Source organism: Pseudomonas sp. ASL9, assembly GCF_056680335.1.
This window is the reverse complement of the sequence record NZ_CM155277.1, coordinates 4,318,421-4,345,001: the sequence shown is the minus strand read 5'-3', so window position 1 is coordinate 4,345,001 and position 26,581 is coordinate 4,318,421. Positions and strand designations below refer to the sequence as shown.

29 protein-coding genes are annotated in these 26,581 nt (G+C 58.8%); 18 read left to right on the top strand and 11 right to left on the bottom strand.

From position 1 onward, the window contains the following. Positions 1–77: 77 nt before the first annotated feature. The 4 genes from AC1ME2_RS20085 to AC1ME2_RS20070 form a co-directional block, all read right to left on the bottom strand. Entirely contained in the window at positions 78–458 is a 381-nt protein-coding gene (locus AC1ME2_RS20085; protein WP_480436224.1) for a hypothetical protein, read from the bottom strand. A gap of 81 nt (positions 459–539) precedes the next feature. Further along, complete coding sequence (locus tag AC1ME2_RS20080; protein ID WP_480436223.1) at positions 540–722, bottom strand: DUF1289 domain-containing protein; 183 nt, start codon at positions 720–722, stop codon at positions 540–542. A gap of 3 nt (positions 723–725) precedes the next feature. Beyond that, on the bottom strand, positions 726–1,097 hold the full coding sequence (locus AC1ME2_RS20075) for a hypothetical protein (protein ID WP_480436222.1): 372 nt from the start codon (positions 1,095–1,097) through the stop codon (positions 726–728). A 165-nt stretch (positions 1,098–1,262) separates the two neighbouring features. Continuing rightward, the gene (locus tag AC1ME2_RS20070) at positions 1,263–1,934 is read right to left on the bottom strand and encodes an ATPase (RefSeq protein ID WP_480436220.1); all 672 of its coding nucleotides are present in this window, start codon (positions 1,932–1,934) and stop codon (positions 1,263–1,265) included. Between the two features lie 920 nt (positions 1,935–2,854). Here AC1ME2_RS20070 and AC1ME2_RS20065 point away from each other — a divergent pair. From AC1ME2_RS20065 to AC1ME2_RS19980, 18 genes are all read left to right on the top strand, one after another. After that, on the top strand, positions 2,855–3,790 hold the full coding sequence (locus AC1ME2_RS20065) for an MSHA biogenesis protein MshI (protein ID WP_480436217.1): 936 nt from the start codon (positions 2,855–2,857) through the stop codon (positions 3,788–3,790). Then, positions 3,790–4,395, top strand: coding sequence for a PilN domain-containing protein (locus AC1ME2_RS20060; protein ID WP_480436216.1), 606 nt, complete (start codon positions 3,790–3,792; stop codon positions 4,393–4,395). The genes AC1ME2_RS20065 and AC1ME2_RS20060 overlap by 1 nt, the downstream gene beginning before the upstream one ends. Then, entirely contained in the window at positions 4,392–5,069 is a 678-nt protein-coding gene (locus AC1ME2_RS20055) for a type II secretion system protein GspM (RefSeq protein WP_480436215.1), read from the top strand. The genes AC1ME2_RS20060 and AC1ME2_RS20055 overlap by 4 nt, the downstream gene beginning before the upstream one ends. A 10-nt stretch (positions 5,070–5,079) precedes the next feature. Beyond that, the gene (locus AC1ME2_RS20050) at positions 5,080–5,385 is read left to right on the top strand and encodes a Type II secretory pathway component (RefSeq protein WP_480436213.1); all 306 of its coding nucleotides are present in this window, start codon (positions 5,080–5,082) and stop codon (positions 5,383–5,385) included. Positions 5,386–5,390: 5 nt separating this feature from the next. Then, positions 5,391–7,040 (top strand): secretin N-terminal domain-containing protein, encoded by a 1,650-nt coding sequence (locus AC1ME2_RS20045; protein WP_480436210.1) that lies wholly within the window; start codon positions 5,391–5,393, stop codon positions 7,038–7,040. Between the two features lie 3 nt (positions 7,041–7,043). After that, positions 7,044–7,961: an ExeA family protein gene (locus AC1ME2_RS20040; protein WP_480436207.1), complete on the top strand. Its 918-nt coding sequence runs from the start codon at positions 7,044–7,046 to the stop codon at positions 7,959–7,961. Further along, positions 7,958–9,403, top strand: coding sequence for a tetratricopeptide repeat protein (locus AC1ME2_RS20035; RefSeq protein WP_480436205.1), 1,446 nt, complete (start codon positions 7,958–7,960; stop codon positions 9,401–9,403). Before AC1ME2_RS20040 ends, AC1ME2_RS20035 begins: the two co-directional genes overlap by 4 nt. Before the next feature lie 6 nt (positions 9,404–9,409). After that, complete coding sequence (locus tag AC1ME2_RS20030; protein ID WP_480442240.1) at positions 9,410–11,134, top strand: GspE/PulE family protein; 1,725 nt, start codon at positions 9,410–9,412, stop codon at positions 11,132–11,134. Between the two features lie 70 nt (positions 11,135–11,204). Further along, positions 11,205–11,921 (top strand): type II secretion system F family protein, encoded by a 717-nt coding sequence (locus AC1ME2_RS20025; RefSeq protein WP_480436204.1) that lies wholly within the window; start codon positions 11,205–11,207, stop codon positions 11,919–11,921. A gap of 6 nt (positions 11,922–11,927) precedes the next feature. Further along, positions 11,928–12,437, top strand: a complete 510-nt coding sequence (locus AC1ME2_RS20020; protein ID WP_480442238.1) for a type II secretion system F family protein — start codon at positions 11,928–11,930, stop codon at positions 12,435–12,437. Further along, positions 12,434–12,961, top strand: a complete 528-nt coding sequence (locus tag AC1ME2_RS20015) for a hypothetical protein (protein ID WP_480436202.1) — start codon at positions 12,434–12,436, stop codon at positions 12,959–12,961. The genes AC1ME2_RS20020 and AC1ME2_RS20015 overlap by 4 nt, the downstream gene beginning before the upstream one ends. Positions 12,962–12,968: 7 nt before the next feature. Beyond that, a complete protein-coding gene (locus tag AC1ME2_RS20010; RefSeq protein WP_480436201.1) occupies positions 12,969–13,505 on the top strand; it encodes a prepilin-type N-terminal cleavage/methylation domain-containing protein in 537 nt (178 codons plus the stop codon). Between the two features lie 28 nt (positions 13,506–13,533). Continuing rightward, entirely contained in the window at positions 13,534–13,974 is a 441-nt protein-coding gene (locus AC1ME2_RS20005) for a pilin (protein ID WP_480436200.1), read from the top strand. Next, positions 13,974–14,426 carry a prepilin-type N-terminal cleavage/methylation domain-containing protein gene (locus AC1ME2_RS20000; protein ID WP_480436199.1) on the top strand — a complete coding sequence of 151 codons (453 nt, stop codon included), beginning with the start codon at positions 13,974–13,976 and terminating at the stop codon, positions 14,424–14,426. Before AC1ME2_RS20005 ends, AC1ME2_RS20000 begins: the two co-directional genes overlap by 1 nt. Next, positions 14,423–14,878, top strand: a complete 456-nt coding sequence (locus AC1ME2_RS19995) for a type II secretion system protein (RefSeq protein ID WP_480436197.1) — start codon at positions 14,423–14,425, stop codon at positions 14,876–14,878. The genes AC1ME2_RS20000 and AC1ME2_RS19995 overlap by 4 nt, the downstream gene beginning before the upstream one ends. Continuing rightward, positions 14,878–15,858, top strand: coding sequence for a prepilin-type N-terminal cleavage/methylation domain-containing protein (locus tag AC1ME2_RS19990; protein ID WP_480436195.1), 981 nt, complete (start codon positions 14,878–14,880; stop codon positions 15,856–15,858). Before AC1ME2_RS19995 ends, AC1ME2_RS19990 begins: the two co-directional genes overlap by 1 nt. Further along, a complete protein-coding gene (locus AC1ME2_RS19985; protein WP_480436194.1) occupies positions 15,848–16,276 on the top strand; it encodes a hypothetical protein in 429 nt (142 codons plus the stop codon). The genes AC1ME2_RS19990 and AC1ME2_RS19985 overlap by 11 nt, the downstream gene beginning before the upstream one ends. Continuing rightward, positions 16,273–19,617, top strand: coding sequence for a DUF6701 domain-containing protein (locus AC1ME2_RS19980; protein WP_480436192.1), 3,345 nt, complete (start codon positions 16,273–16,275; stop codon positions 19,615–19,617). The genes AC1ME2_RS19985 and AC1ME2_RS19980 overlap by 4 nt, the downstream gene beginning before the upstream one ends. 39 nt (positions 19,618–19,656) lie before the next feature. Here AC1ME2_RS19980 and AC1ME2_RS19975 read toward each other — a convergent pair whose 3' ends face one another. The 7 genes from AC1ME2_RS19975 to AC1ME2_RS19945 form a co-directional block, all read right to left on the bottom strand. Then, positions 19,657–20,283: a hypothetical protein gene (locus AC1ME2_RS19975; RefSeq protein WP_480436190.1), complete on the bottom strand. Its 627-nt coding sequence runs from the start codon at positions 20,281–20,283 to the stop codon at positions 19,657–19,659. A gap of 182 nt (positions 20,284–20,465) precedes the next feature. Further along, on the bottom strand, positions 20,466–21,353 hold the full coding sequence (cyoE, locus tag AC1ME2_RS19970) for a heme o synthase (protein WP_480436189.1): 888 nt from the start codon (positions 21,351–21,353) through the stop codon (positions 20,466–20,468). A gap of 10 nt (positions 21,354–21,363) precedes the next feature. Continuing rightward, entirely contained in the window at positions 21,364–21,723 is a 360-nt protein-coding gene (gene cyoD, locus AC1ME2_RS19965) for a cytochrome o ubiquinol oxidase subunit IV (protein WP_480436187.1), read from the bottom strand. Beyond that, positions 21,724–22,338: a cytochrome o ubiquinol oxidase subunit III gene (locus AC1ME2_RS19960; protein ID WP_480436185.1), complete on the bottom strand. Its 615-nt coding sequence runs from the start codon at positions 22,336–22,338 to the stop codon at positions 21,724–21,726. A gap of 3 nt (positions 22,339–22,341) precedes the next feature. Then, the gene (gene cyoB, locus AC1ME2_RS19955) at positions 22,342–24,318 is read right to left on the bottom strand and encodes a cytochrome o ubiquinol oxidase subunit I (protein WP_480436183.1); all 1,977 of its coding nucleotides are present in this window, start codon (positions 24,316–24,318) and stop codon (positions 22,342–22,344) included. A 3-nt stretch (positions 24,319–24,321) separates the two neighbouring features. Then, on the bottom strand, positions 24,322–25,260 hold the full coding sequence (gene cyoA, locus AC1ME2_RS19950; protein WP_480436182.1) for a ubiquinol oxidase subunit II: 939 nt from the start codon (positions 25,258–25,260) through the stop codon (positions 24,322–24,324). Positions 25,261–25,748: 488 nt separating this feature from the next. Next, a complete protein-coding gene (locus tag AC1ME2_RS19945; RefSeq protein WP_480436181.1) occupies positions 25,749–26,258 on the bottom strand; it encodes a disulfide bond formation protein B in 510 nt (169 codons plus the stop codon). Positions 26,259–26,581 lie beyond the last annotated feature (323 nt).

Genomic DNA, 26,581 nt, shown 5'->3' with positions numbered 1-26,581 from the left:
CTTGTATTCCTGACTCAATAATCAAGCTGTAGACCACGGAATATATGGAACACTCCAGCCCCCCCTCTGGCACAGCCCTAAACAATCTTGCACCTGATCCAGGTATCTTCAGCAACGCCGTAGATGGCGCAGAGGCGGTGATAGCCGTCCGCGATGATCAGTTTGTCGCTCTTCTCTCCCCTGACCAGCAGCAACGGTGACAGCGGTGTTCCGTTTTTGATTTTGCTGCGGTCTTTCTCTATATGGGCGTTGCTGATGCCGAGCAGGGAAAGTTCTGACGCACGGAAGATGTCCTTTGCCTTGAATTGGGTAATGTCTGCCGAACGCAGGGCGGAAATGATTTTCTGCACCCGGTTTTCGCTGAATAGCAGAAGGAGGTAGGACTGTGCCGCTGGGTAGTCCTGTTCTTCCACATCTGGAAGCCATTTTATTTCAGTCGACCCTTTCGCGTTGCTCATGTTTGGCTCCCTTGGTTTTGACGCAGTGCCATTGCGGGAAGGCCTATTGGAGCACGGCTTGCGCGCGGGGGCATTAGCACTTTAAGCGTCCTTTTTCTGCAGGCTCTTCAGGCGCAGGCTCGCTCGTTGTACGGCGGCCATTTTTTCGGGTCGCTTCATGCGTTTCCATTTTCTGATGTCGTCCTTGGTGCGACCACAACTCACGCACAGGTCACCGCTCAACTGGCAAACGGAAATGCAGGGATTTTCGATGTCCTTGGCCACGACTCAACCCCGAGTCGAGCGCTTGCGCGCCAGGCGTTGCTGCCAGTTTCCGGCATTGGCACGCTGACATTGCTCTTCAGTATCGATATGCACATGGGCTGACACTGGGCTGACGTGGACATCCGCTTCGCTTAACGCCACAGCCGTCAGTTCGATCATGCGTTCGCCCTGCCCGCTCGCCAGGGCTTGATCCTTGTTGGCTTGCGTATCGAAAACCCACACCACCCGCAGGCTGGACGGGAACACGGCGTAGTCGATTTCGTGGGTCAGCCATTGGAACCCGACAATTTCAGCTTTGGCCGTCTCACAGGCGTCGGTCAGGGTCGCCACCAGGCGACGCTCGATGTGCGCCTGATCGCGTTTGCTTAACAGCATTGTTTGATCCTTGAATCAGTGTCGAAGGCTTGCCGAGGGGCGCTCGGTTTGGTGTCGTGCGGCACGCTGCTGCGTGCCTCATTTGCCAGTATCGATGAGCAGCGCCTTGAGACGCAAAGGAATAGTCAGTGGGCTTGCGGACAGGCCGTCAATGGAACCCCGCCGTCAGTTGATGGCGACCTGAGCCATCCCGCCGGACGTAACTAGCGCCTTCAGCGACGCATCGAACTGTTTCAGGGCGTTTAATTGCAGGTCACGTTGCTGGTCGATTTGCGCGGCAATCTCTGGCGCGGCTTTGCCATGCACCCAGACAGTGGACATTTGCTTTTCACCTACACCTTCGGCCTTGCCAATGTATTGCAGGTTCGAATCGTAAAATTTGGCGACGAAGCGCGCTTCCACCTGGGTGTTGCGCCGTGTCACTAGACGGTTGTAGGTGTCCAGCATGACCACTACGTCAGGGTGGGCTTGCACCAGCGCATCGAGGTTGTCGTAGACGGTCACTGAGGAGAATTCTTTCTGCAGCGAACCCATGAGCCAATTGATCGCGAGTTTCGGATCGGAGCTGTTGGCAAACGCACCGCTAATGCGAGAATCGATCGCACTATTTTTCACGCCGCTCAGTGCTACAGCATGGTAATGCTCAAGGTACTCAAGGGTGTTGAGGGTATTTTCGCTGTAGAGCACGCCGACTGATTGTGCATGCTGCAGGCCAGCGGTACTGTCGGCCACCGACAACAAATGGCAGGACGGTGCGTCGGCAGCGTAAGAAGGCATCGTGGCGACAGCACCACCGGTCAATACGGCGACAAGAGCCAGCAGGGTGGAAGTTCTCATCGCGGCATTTCCCTTAGAAGCGGGTTCGGTAGGACGCTATCTTCCTCTTTCGCAAAAAAAACAAAACGTGCATTCGTCGATGGTAACTATCAACTAAATGAATGGTAAAAAGCAGGAGCGATTCGTTACTTGAGGGCCGTGTGTAAAGTCCTCCCCAAAAAAAAGCGCCTCAAACAGGTTTTCGCCACGGGGCTATACGGAGAGCGGTGATTTTCTAGTCAAGGATCTCGCCGACTGGCAGACGATCAGCGATGTATTAGACCAAAGAGAATGGACGAAACACGATTCGGTTTTGTGAGTAAACCATGATTTGAATCTCCCCTGGTTTGCTGAACATGCAGCAAGGTCTGCTTCGCGCTCTGAGTAAATAAGGGCCGAAGGACCTTCCAGCGATAGTGAGTCCAGCCATTTTGCGACTGCTTCGCAGCCGATTCGCAAGCCAGCCTCTCATCAAACAACCTATAACCAGTTGAAAAATAAAGAATAAATGTTATTGAATTTTCAGCCAAACGCTGACCCCCTGTAGGAGCTGCCGAAGGCTGCGAATCGGTCCGGGGTCGCGTCCGACCGTAGCAGTCGTAAACTCTGGATTGCTGAAGGTCGTGCCGGTCGCCCGCGACCCCGGCCTTTCGCAGCCTTCGGCAGCTCCTACAGGGATCCAGTTTGCTGCGCGACAGCGCGGCGTCGAAGACAGGCCGGTGCCTCCCACAAAAAATCAGCGTTTCGGCTAAATACTTACACCTTCAAATCGACGCCAGCTACAACAAAACAACCCCTGACGCCAAAATTCTGACCATACATCGCCGATCTCATACTTTCTTACAATACGTGCTATTGTTTTGACATTGCACTTATCATATATGATATCGTTTTGGCATCACACTTCTTGTGTATCGAGTGGTACTGGCGCATTTCGCCAGGTGAAGAGAGTAGTAGAAGTGATGTGGTTTTCCCGAATTAAAACCACGGCGAGCGGCTTGCTGGGTGTTGAGACCAGCCCAAATGGTATCGCTATAGCTCATGTACAGCGGGGCCCAGGCGAAGCACCACGTCTGCTCCACTGTGAATTCCGCACGGCTACGCCAGAACAACACCCCACCGTACTGAAAAACATGGTTGACGAATTGGGCCTCAGTGGCTTGCCGGTCAACCTTGTGCTGCACCCTGCTGCCTACCAGATGCTGCTTCTCGACAGCCCGGATGTCCCCGCTGAAGACTTGGGCGTCGCCATGCGCTGGCGTATCAAGGACCTGATCAACGAGCCCCTCGAAAATGTCGTCGTTGACGCGTTTGCTCTGCCCGCAGACGCCTACCGTGGCCGCTCGCGCATGGCCTACTGCGCCGTACTCAATAAAGCGCAGATGCAGGAGTGGGCCCAGCTGATCAAGCAGGCCGGACTCAAGCTGGTCAGCATAGACGTCACGGAAATGGCATTTCGCAACCTTGGTCTCTTGGCGGGTGCCGATAATTTGAACTTCGCACTGTTACGTCTGCGTTCCAGCGGGGGCCTTATCTGTGTGCAGCGTGGCGCTGATCTGTATATGGCACGCGCTATCGAGCATGGTCTGGAACAGGCCGGTTCAAATTTTTCTTCAGCAACCCTGGAGATCCAGCGCTCCCTTGACTATTTCGAGAGCCAATTAGGTAAAGGCCACATTAATCGCCTGCTATTGCTGCCCATGAAGCGCGACGGCGAAGCAGCGCTGCAAGCGCTGGCTAACGGACTGACCGTGAAACTGCAGGCCCTTGACCTGCGCGAACTGTTCACCGGACAACCCGCCGCTGAACTGGATGAAGAGACGCAGGCTCACTGCATGTCAGCCGTTGGCGCAGCTCTGCGCCAGACGGCTTCCTGATGCAGAACCTCAACCTTTATCAGGTAGAAAAAACCGCACGCAACGGACCGCAGAAACCTCAAATGCTTGCCGGCCTCGCCTTGCTGGTGCTGCTCTGTGTGAGTCATGGGGTTTGGCAGGGCTGGCACGTGTACGTGGGCGCAGAACGTTTGACTCAGGCGCAAACCCTGGAGCAACAACAGCTACGCCAACTGGAAGACGCCAAAGCCTCCTTCGTCCAACCGACACTCGACCCCCAGTTGCCATTGCGTCTGGCCGACATAGACGCGCAAAACAAAGCACTGCAGCGCCTGGTCAGCTATTTAGACGTCGTAGCGCGCCAGCAGCGCATCGGTTTTGTTGCGCCGTTATCCGCTCTGGCTGAACAGCACCCTCCCAGTGGCCTGTGGCTGAACGCTATTTCCTTGCGCGACGGCGGTACCCAAATGCGCTTGCAGGGTTTCAGCCAAAACCAACAGATGCTGCCGCAGTACCTGGAGCGCCTGGGTCGGAGCGCGGTATTCAAAGGGCGTGAATTTGCACGCTTCGATGTGCGACGTGGCGACGATCAACTGCTGCATTTCGACCTGTCCTCACGGGCTACCGATCCAAAGGACAGCCCATGAACATGAGCACCGTGTTGCAGCGCTGGAAAGCCTTGGCGCAGAGAGAGCAATGGCTGGCCTACGGGGTCGGCCTGGCGCTGTTCGGCACGCTGTATCTGGTGCTGCTCGGCAACCCGCTGACCGCCCGCCTGACCAAGCAGACGGCTGACTACCAGACTGCCGAAGCGCATCGCGTTGAAGCCGTGACCGCTCTGGCCAAACTGCGCGCCGCACTGGAGGCGGACCCCAATATTCCCTACAACCGTGCGTTGCTCCTGGCGTCGTCTGGCAGCGCGCAGTTGCTGGAACAGATCGACCACAACACGGGCGAGCTGATCAGTCCCGATAAAATGCGTGCGGTACTCGAGGACCTGTTGAAAGCCCAGCCAGGTCTGCAAATGTTGAGCCTAGAGAGCTTCAGTACGCCGGTCGAACTGCCCTCGACCGACCCGACCCCCGCAACGAAGGCAAAGGCTCCGGCCAGCGCCGTTGTCTTGTATCGGCACGGTGTGAACCTGAAGCTGCAAGGGGGTTACTTTGACCTGTTGCGCTACCTGCAAGCGATCCAGGGCACTCAGTGGAAACTGAACTGGGACAGCCTCGACTATCGGGTCGGTGAAGCCGGTTCAACGCACGCACAGATCAGCCTGCAGCTGTATACCTTGAGCCGTTATGCGGGGTGGATCGGTGTTTAGAATCCTTGCAGTGAGCGTGCTGTTATACGGCGCTATGGCCCAGGCCAGCGTCGAACCCCCCCTTGATCCGACTCAGCCACCGGCCAGCCTCGCGCCAGCCCGTACCGGTGAAAAGGCCCGAATCCCAGTGCTACAGGCCATTCTGCTGGGCGCCCAAGGCAGCCGCGCAGTCATTGACGGGCAAATGGTCCGCGTCGGTGACGCCTATGCCGATGGCCGCGTACTGGCTATTTATTCGCAGACTGTTTTGATCGAACGCAAGGGCAAGCGCGAACTTCTTCGCCTGGCTAAATCCGTTATACAACCGAGCCGATGATGCCCATGATGAAGTTCTTGTCGGGCCTAGGCCTCCTTGGCCTGGTGTGCCTGTTAAACGCATGCCAGACGTTCAAAAGCGGCGACCGAGTGCTCTATGACCAGAGCAACCAGTTACTCAACGAAAGCCTGCAACAAGCGCAAAAGCAGGTAGTGCCACCCCCTTCGGTGCAAGCGGCATTGATGCCCGCTTACTCCCCGCAAGGCCCCTCTTCGAGTGATCCGCGTTTCGATGTATCGGCCAACGATATGCCCGCTCGCGACTTCTTCCTGAGCCTGATGCAAGGCGCCGGACAGAACCTGGTGGTGCATCCGGACGTAACAGGCAACATCACCTTCAGCCTGCACCGGGTCACGCTCGAAGAAGTGCTTAGCGCAGTGCGAGACACCTATGGTTATGATTTTCGCCGCACCAGCTATGGCTATCAAATCCTGCCAAACAGCGTGATCACCCGCAGCTATGACATCAATTACCTGAATTTGCAGCGCTTCGGTAAATCCGACACCCGCGTCAGCTCAGGCCAGATAACCAACGGCAACAGTAACCACGGGAGCGGCAGCAGCAGCGGAAACAGTGGTAGCGACAACGGCGGCAATAGCGGTAACAGCGGTAATAATGGCAACGGCAGCAATGGCAATAACGGACAGGCGTCTACCCTCAATGCCAGCCAGGTGACCACCATCAGTGACGCCGACTTCTGGAAGGAAGTGGCCGATGTCGTAAAAGTGATGGTAGGTGACGAGCCAGGCAACAGTGTGGTCGTCAACCCACAGGCCAGCCTGCTGGTGGTTCGCGCCAAAAGTGCCGACCAGGAGAACGTCGCACGCTTTCTCGAAAAGGCCCAACGTAATCTGCAGCGCCAGGTGATTCTGGAAACCAAGATTCTCGAAGTGACGCTGTCCAAGAGCTTCCAGGCCGGGATTAGCTGGGACCAGCTGGGTGGCGATATAGGTACAAGCCTGGGGAGCGCAGCACTGGCTGGCCCAACAGGTGTTGGCGGCGTATTCGGCAGCACGATCAGCGTAGGCAATTTCAACGGGTTGATCCAGTTGCTGGAAACCCAGGGTGAGGTGCGCGTGCTGTCCAGCCCACGGATTTCCACGCTCAATAATCAGAAGGCAGTGATCAAGGTCGGCACCGACGAGTTCTTTGTCACTGACGTGTCGTCACAATCGGGCACCACAACGGTCGCCGGGGTCACCCAGCCGACCCAGAACGTGACCCTGACCCCGTTCTTTTCTGGCATCTCGCTGGACGTCACACCGCAGATCGATCAGAACGACGTCGTTACCCTGCATGTACGTCCGACGGTTAGCCGCGTTACCGATCAGAACAAGATCATCACCCTGAGCGAGAACACGGTGTTGAACCTGCCGCTGGCACTGTCTGAAACCCGTCAGTCCGACTCCATCGTGCGAGCCCGCAGCGGTCAGGTGGTGGTGATCGGTGGTTTGCTGCAAAACGACAGCAACGACACCGACGCCGATATCCCATGGGCCAGCAAACTGCCCATCATCGGCAACCTGTTCAAGCAACAGCGCAAATCCCTGAACAAAAGCGAGCTGGTGATTCTCATGCGACCACAGGTGGTGAACGATGAGGTCTGGCTGGGCGAACTGCGCAAAACCGCAGAGACCTTCAAGGAACTCAAGTAGGCCATGTACGAAGCCTACTTTGGTCTGCGCGAGAAACCGTTCGCCCTGACCCCCAACACCGAGTTTCTGGTGCAGCTGGCGCCCTATCAGGCCTGCCTTAATATGCTGCACGTGGCGCTTGGCGAGGGTGAAGGCTTTATCAAAGTGACCGGCGAAGTAGGCACGGGCAAGACGCTTATCTGTCGTACCCTCCTCAAGCAATTGGACAGCGAACGCTATCAGTTGGCCTACCTGCCCAACCCCGGCATGAGCTCGACCGGCCTGCGACAAGCCTTGGCCCGCGAGCTGCACATTATCGATGTTGAAGAGTTTGATACCCAAGGCGTGCTGGAGGTCTTGCATCAACGTTTGATCGAACTGGCGGCTGCGGGCAAAAGCACGGTCCTGTTGATCGACGAAGCGCAGGGGTTGCCCATCGGCACCCTGGAAGCCCTGCGGCTGTTGACCAACCTGGAAACCGAGCAGTCCAAACTTCTCCAGGTGGTGCTGTTCGGCCAACCAGAACTGGATGTCACCCTGGCGCGCAACGAGCTGCGTCAACTGCGCCAACGCATCACTTTTTCCTACCGTCTGCGCCTGTTGGACCTGAAGGACACGACCCGTTATCTGACTGAGCGTCTGGCCGTGGCCGGCTACCGAGGCGACCCCCTATTCGCCCCGGCCGCAGTGCGTCGCCTGGTGCTCGACAGCGGTGGCGTCCCACGGCTGATCAATATCCTTGCACATAAGGCGCTGATGGCGACCTACGGCGAGGGGCGTCATCAAGTCGGGGCAAGGCATGTGCGACGTGCCCTGCGAGATACCGAAGGTGCACAGCGGAGTACATCCTGGCCCTATTGGCGGGTCGTGATTCTGTCGCTGCTGCTACTGGCTGCGGCTATCGGGTTCGGGCTGATTCAGTACGGGGAGAGGCTGGTATGAGCCTGGTCAACGACATGCTGCGCGACCTCGAGGGGCGCCGCGCCGGGCCGGCCGAGCGGCTGCAACTGGACGGCCTGCTGGCTGTGGATGAGGCAGGGTCTGCCCGCCGCAAGCGCTTTCAACGCATCCGCAGCATCCTGACGGGACTGGCACTGATCACCCTGATCGGCCTGCCATTGGGTGTGCTGGTAAACCGTCTGCTTGAATCTTCCGTACTGCCGCAACCTGTCACGGCAGTGCCCGTCGTACCTGCGGCGCCGGCAGTGCCTCCGATAGTGCCTGTAGCGCCGTTGGTTCAGGCAGTGACCCCAAGTCCAGCGCCGATCGCCGCCGCCCACATTCTGGACGTGCTCCCTCAGAACGACAGCCGCGGCCTGGTCCTGCAACTGCTGTTGGATCGCTCAGTACCGTATCAACGTATCGATGAAAGTGGTGCCGTCACCCTCAGTCTCCCTGGGGTGCAATTGAGCACACAGCCAGGGGCCGAGATGCCCCAGGGTCGACTGCAGCGCGAAGGACGCAGCCTGTCTTGGCGAGTGCAAGCCCAAGGTCAGGGCGTGCAGGTGTTGCTTGTCGGTCTGGGTGACAACCTGCAGGTGCGTGACCGATTGGAGCCGGCCGGCGACCATTGGCTGCTGTGGATCGAAGTGCCCATGTCAACAAGGGCATCGCTGAGCGACGCCTCGGACATGACGGGCGACATGGAAAACAGACCGGCCACTGAATCGACAACGGTCGATTCAGACACCGCCGAATCACCGCTGCCAGCTTGGGCCAATGCGCGGGTGCCGGCTGAAGCGAAGCCCCGGACCGCCGTAGCGCCAGCGATAAAGCCAGTTTCCGCGAGCGGCCCACCCCAAATGAAGATCATCCCTTACCAGCCGGATGCTCTGGCTCTGGCGCTACAAACCCTCCAGGGCGGGGATTATCCACGGGCTGTCCGTGAGCTTCAGGCCCTGCTGCTGTCACGCGGGAATGATCTGAATGTCGTGCACGGTCTGGCCCGCGCGTACTTGGCCAACAACCAACAATCAGTGCTGCTGACCTGGTTGCCAGTCCAGTTGAAACAGTGGCCGAACGACAGCGAGTTACGCCTGCTTTTGGCACGCTCGCAACTGCAAACCGGTAATGCACCGGGTGCGGTGGCAACGATGGAGCAGAACCCCCCGCCGTTGGCCCAGGAACTCACTTATCACGCCTTGCTCGCGGCCAGCTACCAGCAGACCGCGCAGTGGCAAAAGAGCGCCACGTTGTATGAGCAAATGATCAAACTGCGGCCGAACCAGGCCACTTGGCAGTTGGGCCTGGCGATCGCTCTGGAACGTCTGAATCAATCGGCTGCGGCGGCGCTTCACTACCGCGCGGCCCAGCAAGGACAAGGTCTGGATGACGGCGCGCGACGCTTCGCCAGTGATCGTGCTGCAGCACTGGGAGGTCAGTGAGTCATGATGAATAAGGAAGATATACGTCAGCGCAAAGTGCGCCTCGGCGATCTGCTGATCGAGTCCGGGCTGATCAACGATATCCAATTGCAGCTCGCCTTGCAGGAACAAAAACGCACGGGGTTCAAGCTGGGTCGTACCGTGGTCGACCTCGGGTTCGTCGAGGAAGTGCGCCTGCTGACGGCACTGTCCGAACAGTTGAACATCTCCTTTATCGAACTCAAGCACTTCAAGTTCGACAAGAATCTGGTGCAGGCCCTACCGGAAGCCGTAGCCCGCCGCTTCCGCGTCATCGTTCTTTCCCGCGAGGCCGGTGGTCTGCTGGTGGGCATGAGCGACCCGCTCGACCTGTTCGCCCTCGACGAGATGGATCGTCTGCTCAAGACCACCGTGCACCCCGCCGTGGTACGTGAGGCTGAGCTGCTGACGGCCCTCGACATGCTGTACCGACGCACCAGCGAGATGGACTCGATTGCGGGCGAGCTGGAAGGCGAACTCAAGGAAAGTGACTTCGACCTGTCTGCACTGGGCGCCGACAACAATAGCGAAGCGCCTGTGGTGCGCCTGCTCAAAACGCTGTTTGAAGACGCGGTACAGATGAAGGCGTCGGACATCCATATCGAGCCCGGCGATGGCATCTTGCGCATTCGCCAGCGCATCGACGGCTTGCTCAGCGAACACGTGATGAAGGAAGCGCGGGTGGCCTCGGCGCTGGTCATGCGCCTGAAGATCATGTCCGGCCTGGATATCTCCGAGAAGCGCCTGCCCCAGGACGGTCGCTTCAATATCCGGGTCAAAAACCACACCCTCGATGTTCGCGTATCGACCATGCCCGTGCAGTTCGGCGAGTCAGTGGTGATGCGTCTGCTTGACCAGACTAACGGTATTACCAGCCTCGACGCTGGCGGCATGCCCGCGCAGATGCTGGTGCGGTTTCGCAAGCTGCTGGAGCGGCCCTTCGGTCTGATCCTGGTCACGGGCCCCACGGGCTCGGGCAAAACCACCACGTTATATGCCGGGCTCAGCGAGCTGAACAGCCCGCAGAAGAAGATCATCACCGTCGAAGACCCGGTGGAGTACCGGCTGCCCCGGATTAATCAGGTACAAGTCAACGCCAAGATCGAGCTCACGTTCACCCGCGTGCTGCGCGCCGCCCTGCGTCAGGACCCGGACGTTCTGTTGATTGGCGAGATGCGTGACCAGGAAACCGCCGAGATCGGTCTGCGCGCCGCCATGACCGGTCACTTGGTGCTGTCGACCCTGCACACTAATGATGCCCCGACCTCTGCCATGCGCCTGGTAGACATGGGCGTCGAGCCGTTTCTGGTCGCCACCGCGCTGAGCGCCGTACTGGCCCAGCGGCTGATCCGCCGCGTGTGTGAAAACTGCCGAGAGACGCAGGTGCCCGAGTTGCGCCAGATCGTTTGGCTGGAGGCGCTGTACGGTGCCTCGCTGAGCGGGCGCAACTTCCAGCGCGGGTCCGGCTGCCACCACTGCCACAACACGGGTTACTCCGGGCGCCTGGGGGTCTTCGAACTGCTGGAAATGAACGAGACGATGATCGCCGCGCTGCGCCGCAACGACCCACAAGGCTTCGCCGACGCAGCCTTGGCCAGTCCCCACTACCGGCCTCTCGCGGCCTGCGCGCTGGACTATGCGTTGGCCGGACTGACCAGTGTCGAGGAAGTACTGAAGGTGTGCGTCACCCGGACCGACGAGGTGATGATCTGATGCGCGCTAACCGGCACAGACTCGCCTCCTTCGCGCCCGCCCGCGCCCCCCGTGCAGGGAGCCCTGCGCAATGAGCCAGTTTCGATTTACCGGCCGTGATGCCCAGGGTGGCAAGGTCAGCGGTAGCCGCACTAGCAGCTCTGCCGACACGCTGGCCAGTGAACTCCTGGCGCAGAACATCGTTCCGCTGACCATCGAGCCCCACGCTGAACAGGGCGACAGCCTGCTGGCGCTTCTGACCGAACGTTTGCGCAGCAAAAAAGTAGACCTGCTGGAGCTGATCATTTTCTGTCGGCAGATGCACAGCCTGAGCAAGGCGGGCGTACCGATCATCCGCGCCATTGGCGGCTTGGCCGAATCGCACCGTAACCAATACTTTCGCGAGGTACTGCTGGAGGTGCGCAGCGACCTCGAAGGCGGCATGAGCATGGCAGTGTCGCTCAACGCACACCCCAAGGTGTTTGGCACCCTGTTTATCAGCATGATCAGCGTCGGCGAGAACACCGGCCAGCTCGATCAGGCCTTTCGCCAACTCTCGGTGTACCTGGAGCTGGAACGCGAGACGCGCAAGCGCATCACCCAGGCCACCCGCTATCCGATGTTTGTGCTGATCGCAATGGGGGTCGGGCTGACCGTGATCAACATGTTCGTGATTCCAGCCTTTGCCAAGGTGTTCGCCCAATTTCACGCTCAACTGCCCTTACCGACCCGGGTGTTGATTGCAACCTCACAGTTTTTCCAGGATTTCTGGTGGTTGCTGGGTTTAGTAATGGCTGGCGCCATTTAGGGGTTCATCGCGTGGACAAATACCGACGCTGGGGCGCTGCGATGGGACCAGATAAAACTGCGTCTGCCCGTTGTCGGCGGCCTTTTCGAGCGCATCGCGCTGGGCCGCTTTACCCGCACCTTCGCGATGATGTACCGCGCAGGCGTGCCGCTGTTGCAAACCCTGTCGATCAACAGTGTCAGCGTGGGTAACCGCTATATCGGGCGGGCCATCCTGAATATGCGCGAGGGCGTGGAGCGCGGCGAAGCCCTGACCCGTACCGCGACTGCCAGCGGTTTGTTCACCCCGCTGGTGCTGCAAATGATGTCGGTGGGTGAGGAAGCCGGTGCGCTGGATGATCTGTTCATCGAGGTGGCGGATTTCTACGAACAGGAAGTGGACTACGACCTCAAGCAATTGGCCGATGCCATCGAGCCGATCCTGATCGTGGGCATGGGCGTCATGGTGCTGGTGCTTGCCCTCGGCGTGTTTCTGCCGATGTGGGACCTGTCCTCGGCCGCCAAGGGCCATGGGTGAGGCGCGACTACGGAATTGGCCGCAGCATCAGCCGGCTGCGGCGCTTGGGTTGGAGCATCACGTTACTGATGTTGCTCCCGGTGTTGCTGACGATGGGCTGGAAAGTGGCCCGGATCAGCGAACAGCGGGCGATGGAGGCCACCCGTGAATACCTGGCGACCAGCCTGAACAATCTGGTGGCCCAGCGGTTGGCCAGTGGTCGGGCGCCGGAGCCGGCCTGGCGGCATGCCAACCCATTTGCTCTGCTGCGCTGGCAGCAGGACAACTACGGCGGCGAACTGGCGGCGGGCGCAGAGCCGCAATCTGGCTATTGGTACTGGCTGCCAGCCCAAGGCTGGATTGTGTACCGGGTACGGTTTGCTGAGGTATGGACACAGTCGCCGGGCGAGATCCATGCCTACCGATTATTAGCAGAGCCCGAGCAACCGCCAACTGGCGCACGCTTGGCAGGCGTCACGTTTGCTCTGGAGCTGGAAGCGGTACCCGCGTCGGAACTGTCCGCTGCGAATTGGTTGAATCGGTGAAGGGCTCATGATGAAAAAAAGCAAAGGCTTCACTCTGATCGAACTTGTGGTGGTCATCGCGATACTCGGCATCCTCGCCGCCGTCGCGCTGCCGCGTTTTATCAACGTCACCCAGGACGCTCAGCACGCAGCGATCAAGGGTGCCGGTGGCGCGCTGGCGTCTGCCGTGCTCCTGGTGCGCTCGCAGTACGAAGTAAACCGTAATGGTGGCGCCAATGGCTGCGGCACACCGAGCAACTGCCAGATCAATGTGCAGGGCTTCGGCAATAACAACGTTGACGTAAATGCCAATGGCTGGCCGGTGGGTATCAACGCGACGGGCACACCGGCTGCCACCACCGCAATGACGCCAGCTGCGTGCAACGAGGTCTTTCGCAACGTCCTGCAGGGGTCCGCCCCCACCGTGGACACGGTCGCAGGCACTGCCGATTACGTGACCACCGCCTCCACTACGTTCTGCACCTTTACCTACCAGCCGAATAGTGCAAACGACACCATTTCATACGACGCCAATACCGGCGACGTATCCAGCACCATCAATTGACTCACGCTTTATCCAAAGGAATTAAACGATGAAAAGACAACAAAGTGGCTTCACCCTGATCGAACTGATCATGGTGATCGTTATCCTCGGCATCCTGGCCGCGTTCGCACTGCCGCGTTTTGCTAACCTGACGGGCGATGCCCGAGGAGCAACAGTAAACGCCGCAGCCGGGTCTATGCGCTCAGCCTCTGCGATCGCGCATTCGGCATTTCTTGCCGAGGGTAAAAACCCCATAGTCCTTGAAGGGGCTAGCGTCAATATGGTGAACGGCTATCCAAGCCTCAGTGACATCATGGTTGCGGCGCAAGTTTCCTCGGCTGATTTCGACTTATCAACGTCCGGAACAGCGGTCGCCAACGGGGCAACCACTCCAGCTAACTGCCATGTTGTCTACACGGCAGCAACGTCAACAGGGACTCCAGCGGTCATAACAGCCCCCGTCTTTACCGTCGACATTACAGGCTGCTAATGCCTGACAACCGCGGCTTCACAATGGTCGAGCTGATTCTGGTGATTGTGATCATCGGCATTCTCTCGGCTGTTGTGGGGCCGCGCTTCTTTGATCGACAGGGGTTCGATGAGCGCCTGTTTTTCGAGGAAAGCCAAGCCGCCGTGCGCTATGGGCAGAAGCTGGCCCTGGCCAGCGGCTGCTTGACTCAGGTCACCCTCGACAACACCGGTTACCACCTCCTCCAAGCGGTCAACTGCAGCAGCGGCGCCTACAGCGCCGAGGTTCTTGGCCCGGATGGCGAAACACCCTTTGCCGCGCCAGCGCCCACAGATGTGACGCTGACGACGGCCAATTTTTCCGTGGTATTCGATTCTCTGGGCCGTCCGTCCAGCGCAGCGAGTGCCACTGTCGGGACCCTCAACGGCGGCTTCACGTTCAGCGTGACCGCCGACACCGGTTTGCTGCAATGAGGCGCCAACGGGGCATGACCCTGATCGAACTGGTGATGACCATCGTGATCATCGGTATCGCGGGGGCGGCGCTGTTCAGCGCCATGGCGGCCATCTCCAACAGTTCGGCCGACCCCCTGCTACGCCAGCAGAGCATGGACATCGCCCAAGCCTACCTTGAGGAAATCCTTCTGAAGGACTACGTCGATGCCAGCGGCACCGTCTGCCCCGCCGCACCGAGTAGCCGCAGCCAGTATCAAAATGTCTGTGACTATGCCGGGCTCAGCGACAACGGTGCCCGCGAAGCCGATGGCACGGCGATCCCTGCCCTCGCCGCCTACCGCGTGAACGTCAGCGTTACCCCACAAGCCTGGGCGGGTTTGGCCGCCGCCGACGCGCTGTACATTGAAGTCACCGTCATCGATTCCGCTAACCAGCCGTTAGTGCTGGGCGGCTACCGGACACGCTACTGATGAATGGCCTGGCGCTGACGAAGGGCGATGGCGCCGCAACAGTCACTCATGTGCCTGGACGCCGTTCGACCCGTGCTGGGTTGAGCGGCATTGCACCTCAAGCGAATGGCTTCACCTTGATCGAGCTGGTGCTGGTCATCGCCCTGTCCGGCACTATTGTGGCGTTGATCAGCACCGTACTGTCGCGCCCCCTGGACGGTTTCCTGGCCCAGAGCCGGCGCGGCGAACTGGTGGATCAAGCGGCCGGCGCGATGAATCGCCTGACCCGTGATGTACGCCTGGCCGTGCCCAACTCGCTCAGGGTGTCAGCCGACGGCTCGACCGTGGAGTTGCTGCTCACCCAAAGCGCGGTGCGCTACCGCGCGAATCGTGATGACAGCGAAGGCCTGCGTTTTTCCTCGGAGGCTGCTGGCACGTGCGCAAGCACCACCGTTGGTGGCCGTTGCGATACCGTGCAGGTGCTGGACGGGGCATTCGACCCGACCGGAGCCCTGTGGATGGTGATGTACAACATCGGTGCCGAGTCCGGGGGTAACCCGGTTGTCGGGAGTAATCTCTGGGCACCGGCCAATCCAGGCGTGATTACCCCGACGGGCACCACGTTCAGCCTGCTCGCGGGCGCACCGGCCGGGGAAAGCCTGATCGCGGTGGGCAACCTGCCCGCCACGGGCTTTCGCTTCGCCTATACGTCGCCGCAGCAGCGGTTGTATCTGGCCCAGACGGTGGTGGGCTTTACCTGCGAAAACGGCCAACTGCTTCGCTATACCTATAACCAACTGCTTTCTACGTTGCCCGCCTCGCCGCCGGCGGGCTCCAATCCCCAGCCGCTGGCGGTGAATGTGGACTGTTCGCAAACCCTGTTCACTTACCAGTCCGGCAGCACCCAACGCGCCGGTTTGCTGTCCCTGATGCTGCGCATCACCCTTGAGGGCGAGAGCTTTCAACTCTTGCAACAGGTACACGTAGACAATGCGCCCTGATCCCCGCTGGCCCCATCGCGCTCAGGGCTTTGGCCTGGTGGCGGCACTGTTCCTGCTCATCGTGGTCGCCATGGTGGTTATCGCCATGGCCCGCCTGTCCGTCGCACAGCACGGGACCAACAGCCTGTCCATACAGCAAGCGCGCGCGTACCAGGCAGCGCGGGCCGGGCTGGAGTGGGGAATAAGCCAGGCGATCAGTAGCGGCAATTGCGCTCAAGGAACACCAAGCCTGGCCGGTAACAACCTGAGTGAGTTCAGCCTCAATGTGACGTGCAGCACCAACAACTACGTGGACAACGACGGCTCTGCCATACACATCTTCCACTTCACCGCCACTGCGCAGAATGGCAGCCCCGGCAGCCGCTCCGACTACGCCTACCGACAGCTCACCTCAACCATAGAAAAAGGGGCGCCATGAGCAGACAAGCGCAGATACGAGGGTGGCTACGAGGCAGTCTAGGGATTGCGCTTGTGGTGGGGCTGTTGCTGACCAACCTGGCCCAGGCCGCAACGACCTATGCCTTCACTACGCTGAGTACAAATGCGCCCTGTTCGGGCACTTGGACCAGCAGCGGCAGTACGTTCACCTGCAGTGGACAGATGATCCTGGCTGCGGGGGACGCGCTGACGGTGCAGTCGCTGTTCTTCAGTAATATTACCGTTGTCGCGACTCAAGGCTTCTCACTCGACACCAACTCAATCGGCTCCAGCAGCAACACTGTGGCGCTGGTCTCTGGCCCAGGCGCGATTACCGTCGTGGGCACCAACAGTACGTTCAGTGCCTCTATAAGCTCCACCGATGGCGCGATCAGTCTATCCAACGCCGTGGTGGCGGGTTCGGTCCAAACACTAAACGGTGCCGTGACACTCGTCGGCGGCAGCGTCGGCGGCGACGTCCTGGCCGGCGGGGCAATTACCGCCACCGGCACCTCGGTAGGCGGCAATCTCACCAGCAGCGCCGGGGCCGTCACGCTCGCTGGCGGTATGGTCGGCGGCAACCTGCTGGTTCAAGGGGCCGTGATCCTCAAGCTAGGCACCACAGTGACCGGAACCCTGACCAGCCAGACGGGTGCGCTGACGTTGACCGACTCCAGCGTGGGGGGAGATGTCCAGGCCTACGGGGCCATCACCGCCACCAACACAATCGCGAAGGGCAACCTGAGCACCAGCACCGGAGCGATCACTGTCGTTGGCGGTAGCGTCGGTGCGGATGTTCAAGCTGAAGGCGCCATCACCTCGACGGGGGCACCGATAACCGGCGATCTGACCAGCAACTCAGGGGCTATTACACTCACAACCGGCAGTGTCGGCGGTAATGTCCTGGCCGGTGGTGTCATTACGGCAACTGACACCCCAGTGACGGGCAATATGACCAGCACCGGGGCCGCCATTACCCTCGTTCGCGGCAGCGTCTCGGGTGATGTCAATGCATTCGCCGCCATCACCGCCACCGACACGTGCATCGGCGGCGACGCCGTGTCCGGTGCGGCGACCACCTTCACTCGCGCTACCGTTGGCGGCAATGCCCAGTCCTTTGGGGCGATGACGCTCACCGGGACGAGTGTGGGTGGCAATGCCACAGCCGGCGGCGCCATTACCGCCACCAACAGCTGCATAGGTGGCGTTATCGTCGCTGGCGGCGCCAAAACCATCACCGGTGACTGCACCACCAGCCCACCGCATATTTCCTGCAAAGCCGTAGCGCCGACCGCTCAAGTTGATCACTTCGCCTTCAGCTATGCAGGCGCGGCACTGACCTGCAACCCGCAGCCAATCACCATCACCGCCTGTAGCAATGCCAGTTGCAGCCTCTATGCCGATCCGGTCAGTGTCGTGCTGTTCCCGGCCACTGGCTGGACAGCGACTCCGCCAGCGGTGATCAGCGGCAACACCATTACCTTCAGTGGCGGCAGTGCCCAGGCGCAGTTGCGCAGCAGTGGCGTGGGGAGCGTGACCCTTGCTGTTAACTCGTCTATCCCTGGGAGTTCGTCATCGACGGCATGCTCGACCAGTGGCTGTACGATTGTCTACGCCGCGAGCGGTTTCATCTTCGATGTGCCCACCCTGATCGCAGCCCGACCGCAAAGCAGCATTGCCCTGCGCGCCGTGAAAAAAGGCGACACTTCGCAAGCCTGCGTACCCGGATTTGCCAACGTGACTCGCAGCCTGAGTTTTACCTCGGCCTACGTTAGTCCAGGCACCGGCACCCAGCCGGTGATCGTCAATAACACCCCGGTGACCAGCAGCCCGAGCACCCTCAACCTCGCGTTTGACAGCACGGGCAGCACGCAGCTGACGGTACGTTACGACGATGCCGGACAGATGATGCTCAACGCCAGCTATAGCGGCACTGCCACCAACAGCGACGTAGGGCTGAGCATGAGTGGCAGTGATCAGTTCGTGTCCAAGCCCTACGGTCTGTGCTTACAGACCGACTCGACCTGCACCGTCGCAGGGGTGAGCAACAGCTGTGGGGTATTCCCCGGCGCCAGAGCGGGCGACAGCTTCCCCTTACGCATCCAGGCAGTCGGTTGGGGGGGAAACGACAGTGAACCGCTGACCGCAGGTGCTTTGTGCAGCGGCCATATCATCACCCCCAATTTCCAGATGAGCGGTATCACCCTGACCAGCGCCCTGGTGGCGCCCGTGCCAGGCGTTAACGGAACGCTCTCGCCGAACCAATACAACCATTTACTGGGTAACCAGACCACCACCAGCACCTCGATTTCTGAGGTCGGCGTATTCCAGCTCACCGCGACGCCGACGGCCAATGGCTATTTTGGTGAGACAGTCAGTGGTGGTCAGAGCGATCTGGTCGGACGCTTTATCCCCGCTTATTTAGGGGGGCAAGCGAGTGCCAGCCTGACGCCAAGCTGCGGTACATCCTTCAGTTATGAGGGCCAACCCATGGCGTTCGCCATCGGCCAAGAACCGACCTTGACCATCACAGGTTTCAATCGCGCCGCAGGCATCACACATAACTATGACCGCAGCGCATTCTGGCGGCTGCTCGCGCCAGTGCCAGATGTTTATACCTCGGTCACCGGCAAGACCAGCCTGGATCTCAGCGGACGCTTGACCCAAAGTGGCGGAGCAAGCCTGGCACAAAGCGGTGCCGACGACGGTGACGGCACTGAGCAATACCGCTGGATCGGTGAAACCTTGCAGTACACCGCCGCGATTTTGCCACTGGCCGACGATTACCCGTTTATCGCGGCGATTCGCCAGAACTTCAGTGCGGCCACCCTGACCGATACCGATGGCGCCTGCTTTGGCGATGGCACCCGCTGTTCGCCATACAGCTATAACTTCAGCAACAGCCCGGGTAGCCAGGTCCGTCTGGGCCGCTTGCGCCTGAGCAATGCCCATGGCTCTGAGTTGCAACCATTGGATCTGCCCTTGAGCATCGAGACGTGGCAGAGCCTTGCGGGCGGCAGCTTTCAGGCCGAAGGCCTGGATACCTGCACCACGGCAGCCGTTTTGCAAACGCCCGCACTCAGCAGCTATACAGGGCAACTCAGTCAACCAAACTATGGCAATGGCATGGTCTCGTTGATCGCACCCAGCGCGGGTGTGGGGCTATTGCATCTGCAGGCTCCAGGCATCAGCGGGTCGGTACTCGGTGGCTTGCCGACAATACCGTCCTGGCTTTTCTATAACTGGAATGGCACGGGACGTCAGGCTGCAACGGGGCTGGCTACGTTCGGCATCTATCGAGGCGCGTCGCCCATGATCTTTCGCCGCGAAGTGTATCGCTAGCGGCCCCCGCTTGGCGGGCTTAGGCAGTGTCGACAGCGCTTAAAGTTTTGTTGTCTCAAGGTGAGGTCGCCACTCAGACCGCTTGAACACGGTCTCTCCTCCAGAAACCGAAACCGCAATACGGTTCAGGAAGTGCTCGGCGGTGTATTTTGTGGTGGTCGTATTGAAGACGATGAAAGCGAGGCCAATCACCAGCGCCGCCGCAGGGATTTTTTTGATCTCTGTATTTTCCAGGCAATACAAAAACCCGCAAGCGGCGACAGACCCCAGCAGTGCCCCGGCAATCGCTTCCTGCAGCGGATGGATATAGGGTGCCACGCAATTGATACTGAACCACCACGCAATCAATAGCCCCACACCGGCGCCCGGCCAGCGGAGGCGCGGATCGATTTGCTGCGCGAGCAAGCCCATCGCCACCGGCAGTACCAGGCTGGTGTTGGTGGCGTGGCCACTGATCACGGCAATGTTCAGGTTTTCAAGGCCGATACCCCAGCCTTTGAAGAGTATCTTGCTCGCCCCGACAGTCGCGTAGACGGACAGCAAAACCACAAGCCATAACAATGCCGACCGTCTTGACCTGGAAAACCAAAGCCAGGCGCCAATGACCACAGCCGCCGGAAGCATGACAGTGATGCCTCCGTACTGAGTGATATCTGCCAACCTCATATCGCGTGCAACCTCCCTATATGTGCTTCACATAGATGTGCGTGAGACCAGAATTCGTTCTGCGCAAAGGATAGCAGTATGCGCGCAGGTATCGGGCATGATGGACCGATCAAAAAAACGCCCCGCTCTTCATCCGAAGAACAGGGCGTTTCTATTTCAGCAGGTGCAGCAGGTGGCTCAGCTCAAGGTGCGTAAGTCAGCAGCAACTCACTGGGCGTCTGAAAATCCAACGACATCATGACGCTCAACGCGGTGATGGTGAAGATCGAGAAGACGAACAGTTTGCGCGCCCAGACCCGATCATCCACTGCCTTGTAACCGCTCCAGGCCATGTACAGCCAGTACATGCCCATCGCAGCCGCGACGGCCAGGTAGCTGAGGCCGGCGTAGCCACCCACGGTCAACATCAGCGTGGCCAGTAAAAACGCCAGGATGTAGATCAGGATATGGCGCTTGGCGACGACGATGCCACGCTTCACCGGCAGGACCGGAATCGACGCTGCCAGGTAGTCATTGAAGCGGAAGATCGCGATGGCGTAGGAATGCGGCATCTGCCACAAACTGAACATCACCAGCAAGGTCAGTGCCGCCAGGTCGAAGCTGTTGCTCACCGCGACATAACCGATCACGGGCGGCATGGCCCCTGACAAGCTGCCGACCAGTGTGCCGTGCACCGATTTGCGTTTCAGGTACAGGCTATAGAAGCCGACGTAAATCACAAAACCGATCACTGCGAACAACGCCGCCTGCGGGTTGGCCTTGGTGTACAGCAAGCCCACCCCGGCGATACCCAGCACACTGGCGAAGACCAGGGCCAGTTTCAATGAAACCAGACCCTGCACCAGCACCCTATTCTTGGTGCGCTCCATTTTCACGTCGATGTCGCGGTCGATGCAGTTGTTGAACACGCAACCGGACGCCACCACCAACGAGGTGCCTATCACAGCCGCCAGGAACAGGCCAAAGTCGACATGCCCTTTGGCCGCCAGGAAAAAGCCACCTGCTACCGAAAGCACATTACCGAAAATGATCCCCGGCTTGGTGATTTGGATAAAGTGCTTCAGCCACATGGGGAGATCCTCAGTGGGCCATCATGTTCGTGTGGATGTTGTACATAATCCACAACGACAGGCCGACCACGATCGCAATGATCAGGGCGGTGAAGGCAAAGGCGATGATGTTCCAGCGCTGTTCGGACGACCTGTTCATGTGCAGGAAAAACACCAGGTGCACGAATATCTGGACCACAGCGAAGGCCACGACAATGGCCAGCGTCATCGTCTTCGGGAACACCGGGTGCATCAAAAGACCGAAAGGAATCACCGTCAGAATCACCGACAGGAAAAACCCGATGGCGTAGGACTTCAGGCTGCCATGGTCGGCACCGGCACCACTGACATGTGCGTGAGCACCGGTGTGGCTGATATGTGCATGATCCATTTACAGGGCTCCCATCAGGTAGACAACGGTGAACACGCAGATCCAGACCACGTCCAGGAAGTGCCAGAACAGACTCAGGCAGCTCAGACGCGTGCTGTTGGTGGCGGTCAGACCTTTCTTCTTGATCTGGAACATCAGCACCGCCATCCAGATCAAACCGGATGTCACGTGCAGCCCGTGGGTACCGACCAGCGTGAAGAAGCCGGACAGAAAGGCGCTGCGATCAGGACCGAAGCCCTCGGCGATCAGGTGATGGAATTCGTTGATTTCCATGCCGATGAACGCCAGGCCCAACAAGAAGGTCACTGCCAACCATGCGATAACCCCGTTTTTGTTACCCTTGTGCATCGCCAGCATGGCGAAACCGTAGGTGATACTGCTGAACAGCAGGCAGAAGGTTTCTACCAGCACATAAGGCAGTTCGAAGATGTCTTTGCCCGACGGACCACCTGCGACGTTGTTACTGAGCACTGAGTACGCGGCGAAGATCGTCGCGAACAAAATGCAGTCAGTCATCAGGTAGATCCAGAAACCGAACACGGTCATGGACCCGGCATCCTCGTGCCCAAGCTCCTCAGCGTGGGTAATCTGAGCTTCTAATACTAAGTTCGACATGGTTTAAGCCTGCTGAGCCAAAGTGTGAAGGCGTGCATTTTCGATTCGCGCCACTTCTTCGGCGGGAACGTAGTAGTCGATGTCATCGTCGTTACTGCGCACGATGAAGGTGGCTACCATGCCGACCAGACCGACCGCTGCCAGCCACCAGATGTGCCAGATCAACGCGAAGCCAAAGACCAGGCTGCCAACGCTGATGTAGAAGCCAACACCGGTATTGCGCGGCATGTGGATCTTCTTGTAGTCGGCGGCTTTCTTGCTCTGTACGCCGAGTTCCTTGGTCTCCCAGTGAGCGTCCAAGCCATTGACGTGCGGTTGCTCGGCGAAGTTGTAGAACGGCGGCGGCGAAGAGGTCGACCATTCCAGCGTGCGGGCATCCCACGGGTCACCGGTGAGGTCACGGTTTTTCTCGCGATCACGGATGCTGACCACCAGTTGCGCGATCTGGAAGATGATGCCGAACATGATGACCAGCGCACCCAAGAACGCAGCGATCAGCCAAGGTGTCCACGCCGGGTTGTCGTAGTGGTTCAGACGACGGGTCATGCCCATGAAGCCGAGCACGTACAGCGGCATGAACGCCAGGTAGAAACCAACGATCCAGCACCAGAACGCATACTTGCCCAGACGCTCGTTCAACGTGAAGCCGAACGCTTTCGGGAACCAGTAGGCGAAGCCCGCCAGGTAACCGAACACGGCACCGCCGATAATCACGTTATGGAAGTGCGCGATCAGGAACAGGCTGTTGTGCAGCACGAAGTCAGCACCCGGAACCGCCAGCAGTACGCCAGTCATGCCGCCGATGCTGAAGGTCACGATAAAGCCCAGGGTCCAGAGGATCGGCGTGGTGAATTGAATTCGCCCGCGGAACATGGTGAACAGCCAGGTGAAAATCTTCACCCCCGTGGGTACGGAGATAATGATCGTCATGATGCCAAAGAACGCGTTGACGTTGGCCCCCGACCCCATGGTGAAGAAGTGGTGCAGCCAGACAACAAAGGACAACACGGTAATGGCGATGGTCGCGTAGACCAGCGAGGTGTAACCAAACAGGCGCTTCTTAGAGAACGTCGAGGTCACTTCCGAGAACACACCGAAGGCCGGCAGGATCAGGATGTACACCTCAGGATGGCCCCAGGCCCAGATGAGGTTGACGTACATCATCGGGTTGCCACCAAGCTCGTTGGTGAAGAAGTGCATGCCCAGGTAACGGTCCAGCGTCAGCAGGATCAAGGTTGCGGTGAGGATCGGGAACGACGCCACGATCAGGATCGCGGTGCACAGGCAGTTCCAGGTAAACACCGGCATTTTCATCAACGTCATGCCAGGGGTGCGCATTTTCAGGATGGTGACAACAAAGTTCACCCCCGTCAGCAACGTACCCAATCCTGACAACTGCAACGCCCAGATATAGTAATCGACCCCTACACCGGGGCTATATGCCAGACCGGAGAGCGGTGGATATGCAACCCAACCGGTGCGGGCGAACTCGCCGAGCCCCAGGGACAGGTTGACCAGTACCGCGCCGACCACGAACAACCAGAAGCTCAACGAGTTGAGGAACGGGAAGGCGACGTCGCGAGCACCGATCTGTAGCGGTACGACGATGTTCATCAGGCCGACCACAAACGGCATCGCCATGAAGAAGATCATGATCACGCCGTGAGCGGTGAAGATCTGGTCGTAATGTTCCGGCGGCAAGTAGCCTTCGGAGCCAGCGCTGGCGAGGGCCAGCTGCGAGCGCATCATGATCGCATCGGCAAAGCCGCGCAGGAGCATGACCAGCGCCACGATGATGTACATCACACCGATTTTTTTGTGGTCGACCGAGGTCAGCCATTCAGTCCACAGGTAGGACCACTTGCGGTGATAGGAGATTGCAGCGACCAGTCCCGCGCCAACCAGCATGATGATAACCAGCGTCACCATTACGATCGGTACATGGAAGGGAATCGCTTCCAGCGTTAATTTACCGAACATTTCTTACTCCTCCGCGCTGGCAGCCGAATGCACATTCATGTCCATGCCCGTCATTTCCGGTGCATCGTCCGCCTTGTGGTGCATCCCCTTGCCTTTGTTCATCCCTTCATATTTATCAATGACGGTCTGGAACAGGTTCGGCTGGACGGTGGCGAAGTACTCAACTGGATTTTTAACGCTAGGCTTGGCCAACTGATTGAATTCAGCGATTTCAAGCGGGTGTGGTGTTTTTTTGGCTGCAGCGACCCACGCATCGAAGTCCGCCTGCGAGGTGGCATAGGCCTTGAACTTTTGGTCTGAGAAGCCTTCGCCGCTCAAGTTGGCTGCCATACCGTCGTACACATGCTCTTCGTTGGAGATCAAGTGCAGCTTGGTTTCCATACCGGCCATGGCGTAGATCTGACCGCCAAGGCCCGGGATGAAGAACGAGTTCATGGTGGAGTCGGACGTGATCCTGAAGTTAACCGGGACATTGGCCGGGAACTTGATCTCGTTGACCGTGGCGATACCCAGTTCCGGGTAAATGAATAACCACTTCCAGTCCATCGCAACGACTTCGATGACCACCGGCTTGACGCTGGAGTCCAACGGCTTGTAGGGGTCGAGCTCGTGACTTGATTTCCAGATCAGGACGCCCAGCGCGATCACGATCAAGGTCGGAACGCCCCACACCACCACTTCGATTTTGCTGGAGTGAGCCCAGTTTGGCGCGTAGGTCGCATTGGTGTTCGAAGCGCGATATTTCCAGGCGAAGACGAACGTCATAATGATCACGGGTACAACCACCAGCAGCATCAGCAGCGTCGCGGTAATGATCAGGTTTTTCTCGTCGATGCCTATCTGCCCTTTTGGATCGAGCAGGGCCATGTTGCAACCACCCAGCGCAAGCATGCTCAAAAGGGCCAAGAAGCCAAACAATCTGGGGTACCTTTTTCTACTCATCTCACGACCTCTAAAGCTGCGCACGCAATGCACATAGGATTCGAGCGCCAACACTTCGCCCTGCCAGGTGTTGGCATATTTTTTTCGTTGAATTAGGGCCAGCCAAAAACGCTCCAGAATGGAGGGCTAGTCGACAAATCCGGAATTATCTGTGGTTTCTTATTGGTATGGTGGCAACGGCCTGGTTAGCAGACCAATTCCATTTGGTGCGGAAATTTTGAAAGGGTGTCAGTCCCTGAGGTCGTATCGGCGCGGCCTACATAGAGTGCGTAGAGACGCTTTCGATCTCGTTTCTTGTCAATTGCAAAGCGGGGCTGACTAAGAACTGTTGGCGATTGTAGATATGTAACCTTTTATTGACTATGGCTTATTCGGCAACAGTTTATATTCAATCCTGCAACAATCGCCTGAAAATGAACTTTCCAGGACAGAAAAAAAGCCCCGCTTCCCATCGGAAAGAGAGGCACCTTGTCCCGTATCCATTGAGTTCAGCGGGTATTGCGACGATTGCGCATGATCCCCAACGGAACCAGGATCACGGTCAGCACGAAGGCGGCCAACGCCCATTGCGCCAGTGACAACCCGAGGATCGGTGGATAGGGCGTGGTGCAAAAGCCATCAACCTGAAAGCCCAGCGGGAACCACGAAGCCAATGGCAGGCCATCGACGATTGGCTGCAACACATCCAGGCCACAGCTTTCGGTCGGGTTCGCCAGGATATAGGCATGACGGCCAGCAGCAATGATGCCGCCAATGGCGCTGAGCATGACCAGCCCCTCGAACACCGTAGTGCTGCGTTTGCCCGGCATCGCGGCGCCAATAAAGGCGAAGATGGCAATGAACAATAAGGCATACCGTTGAAGAATGCACAGCGGGCACGGCGCCTCGCCCAATACCACTTGCATGTACAGCGCGCCACCGATCAACGCGAGGCAGATCACCCCGAGCAAGACCAGAAAGCGCTTCTCGCGTCCCAGGTACATCGTGTTGTCGCTCATTCCCTTACCCTTTGAAATGGTGTGACCCGGAGTGTAAATGCACAACGGTCCGATCGCCCGCGATAATCGTGGGCAGAGGTTACCAACTCAAGGGCAAAACCGCTGCACGGAACAATTCAGGTGCCCGATGGCGATAGACCTGACACACCGCGTCAAACCCTTCGCGAATAAATTCCCACAGGGGATGTGGCTGAGGTTGCACCCCTACCCCTAATGAAATGGTTACCCCTGCCTTCGACGCCGCGCTGTTGCGCAGCAAACAAGGGGCCTGTAGGAGCTGCCGAAGGCTGCGATAGGCCGGGGTCGCGGGCGACCGGCACGAC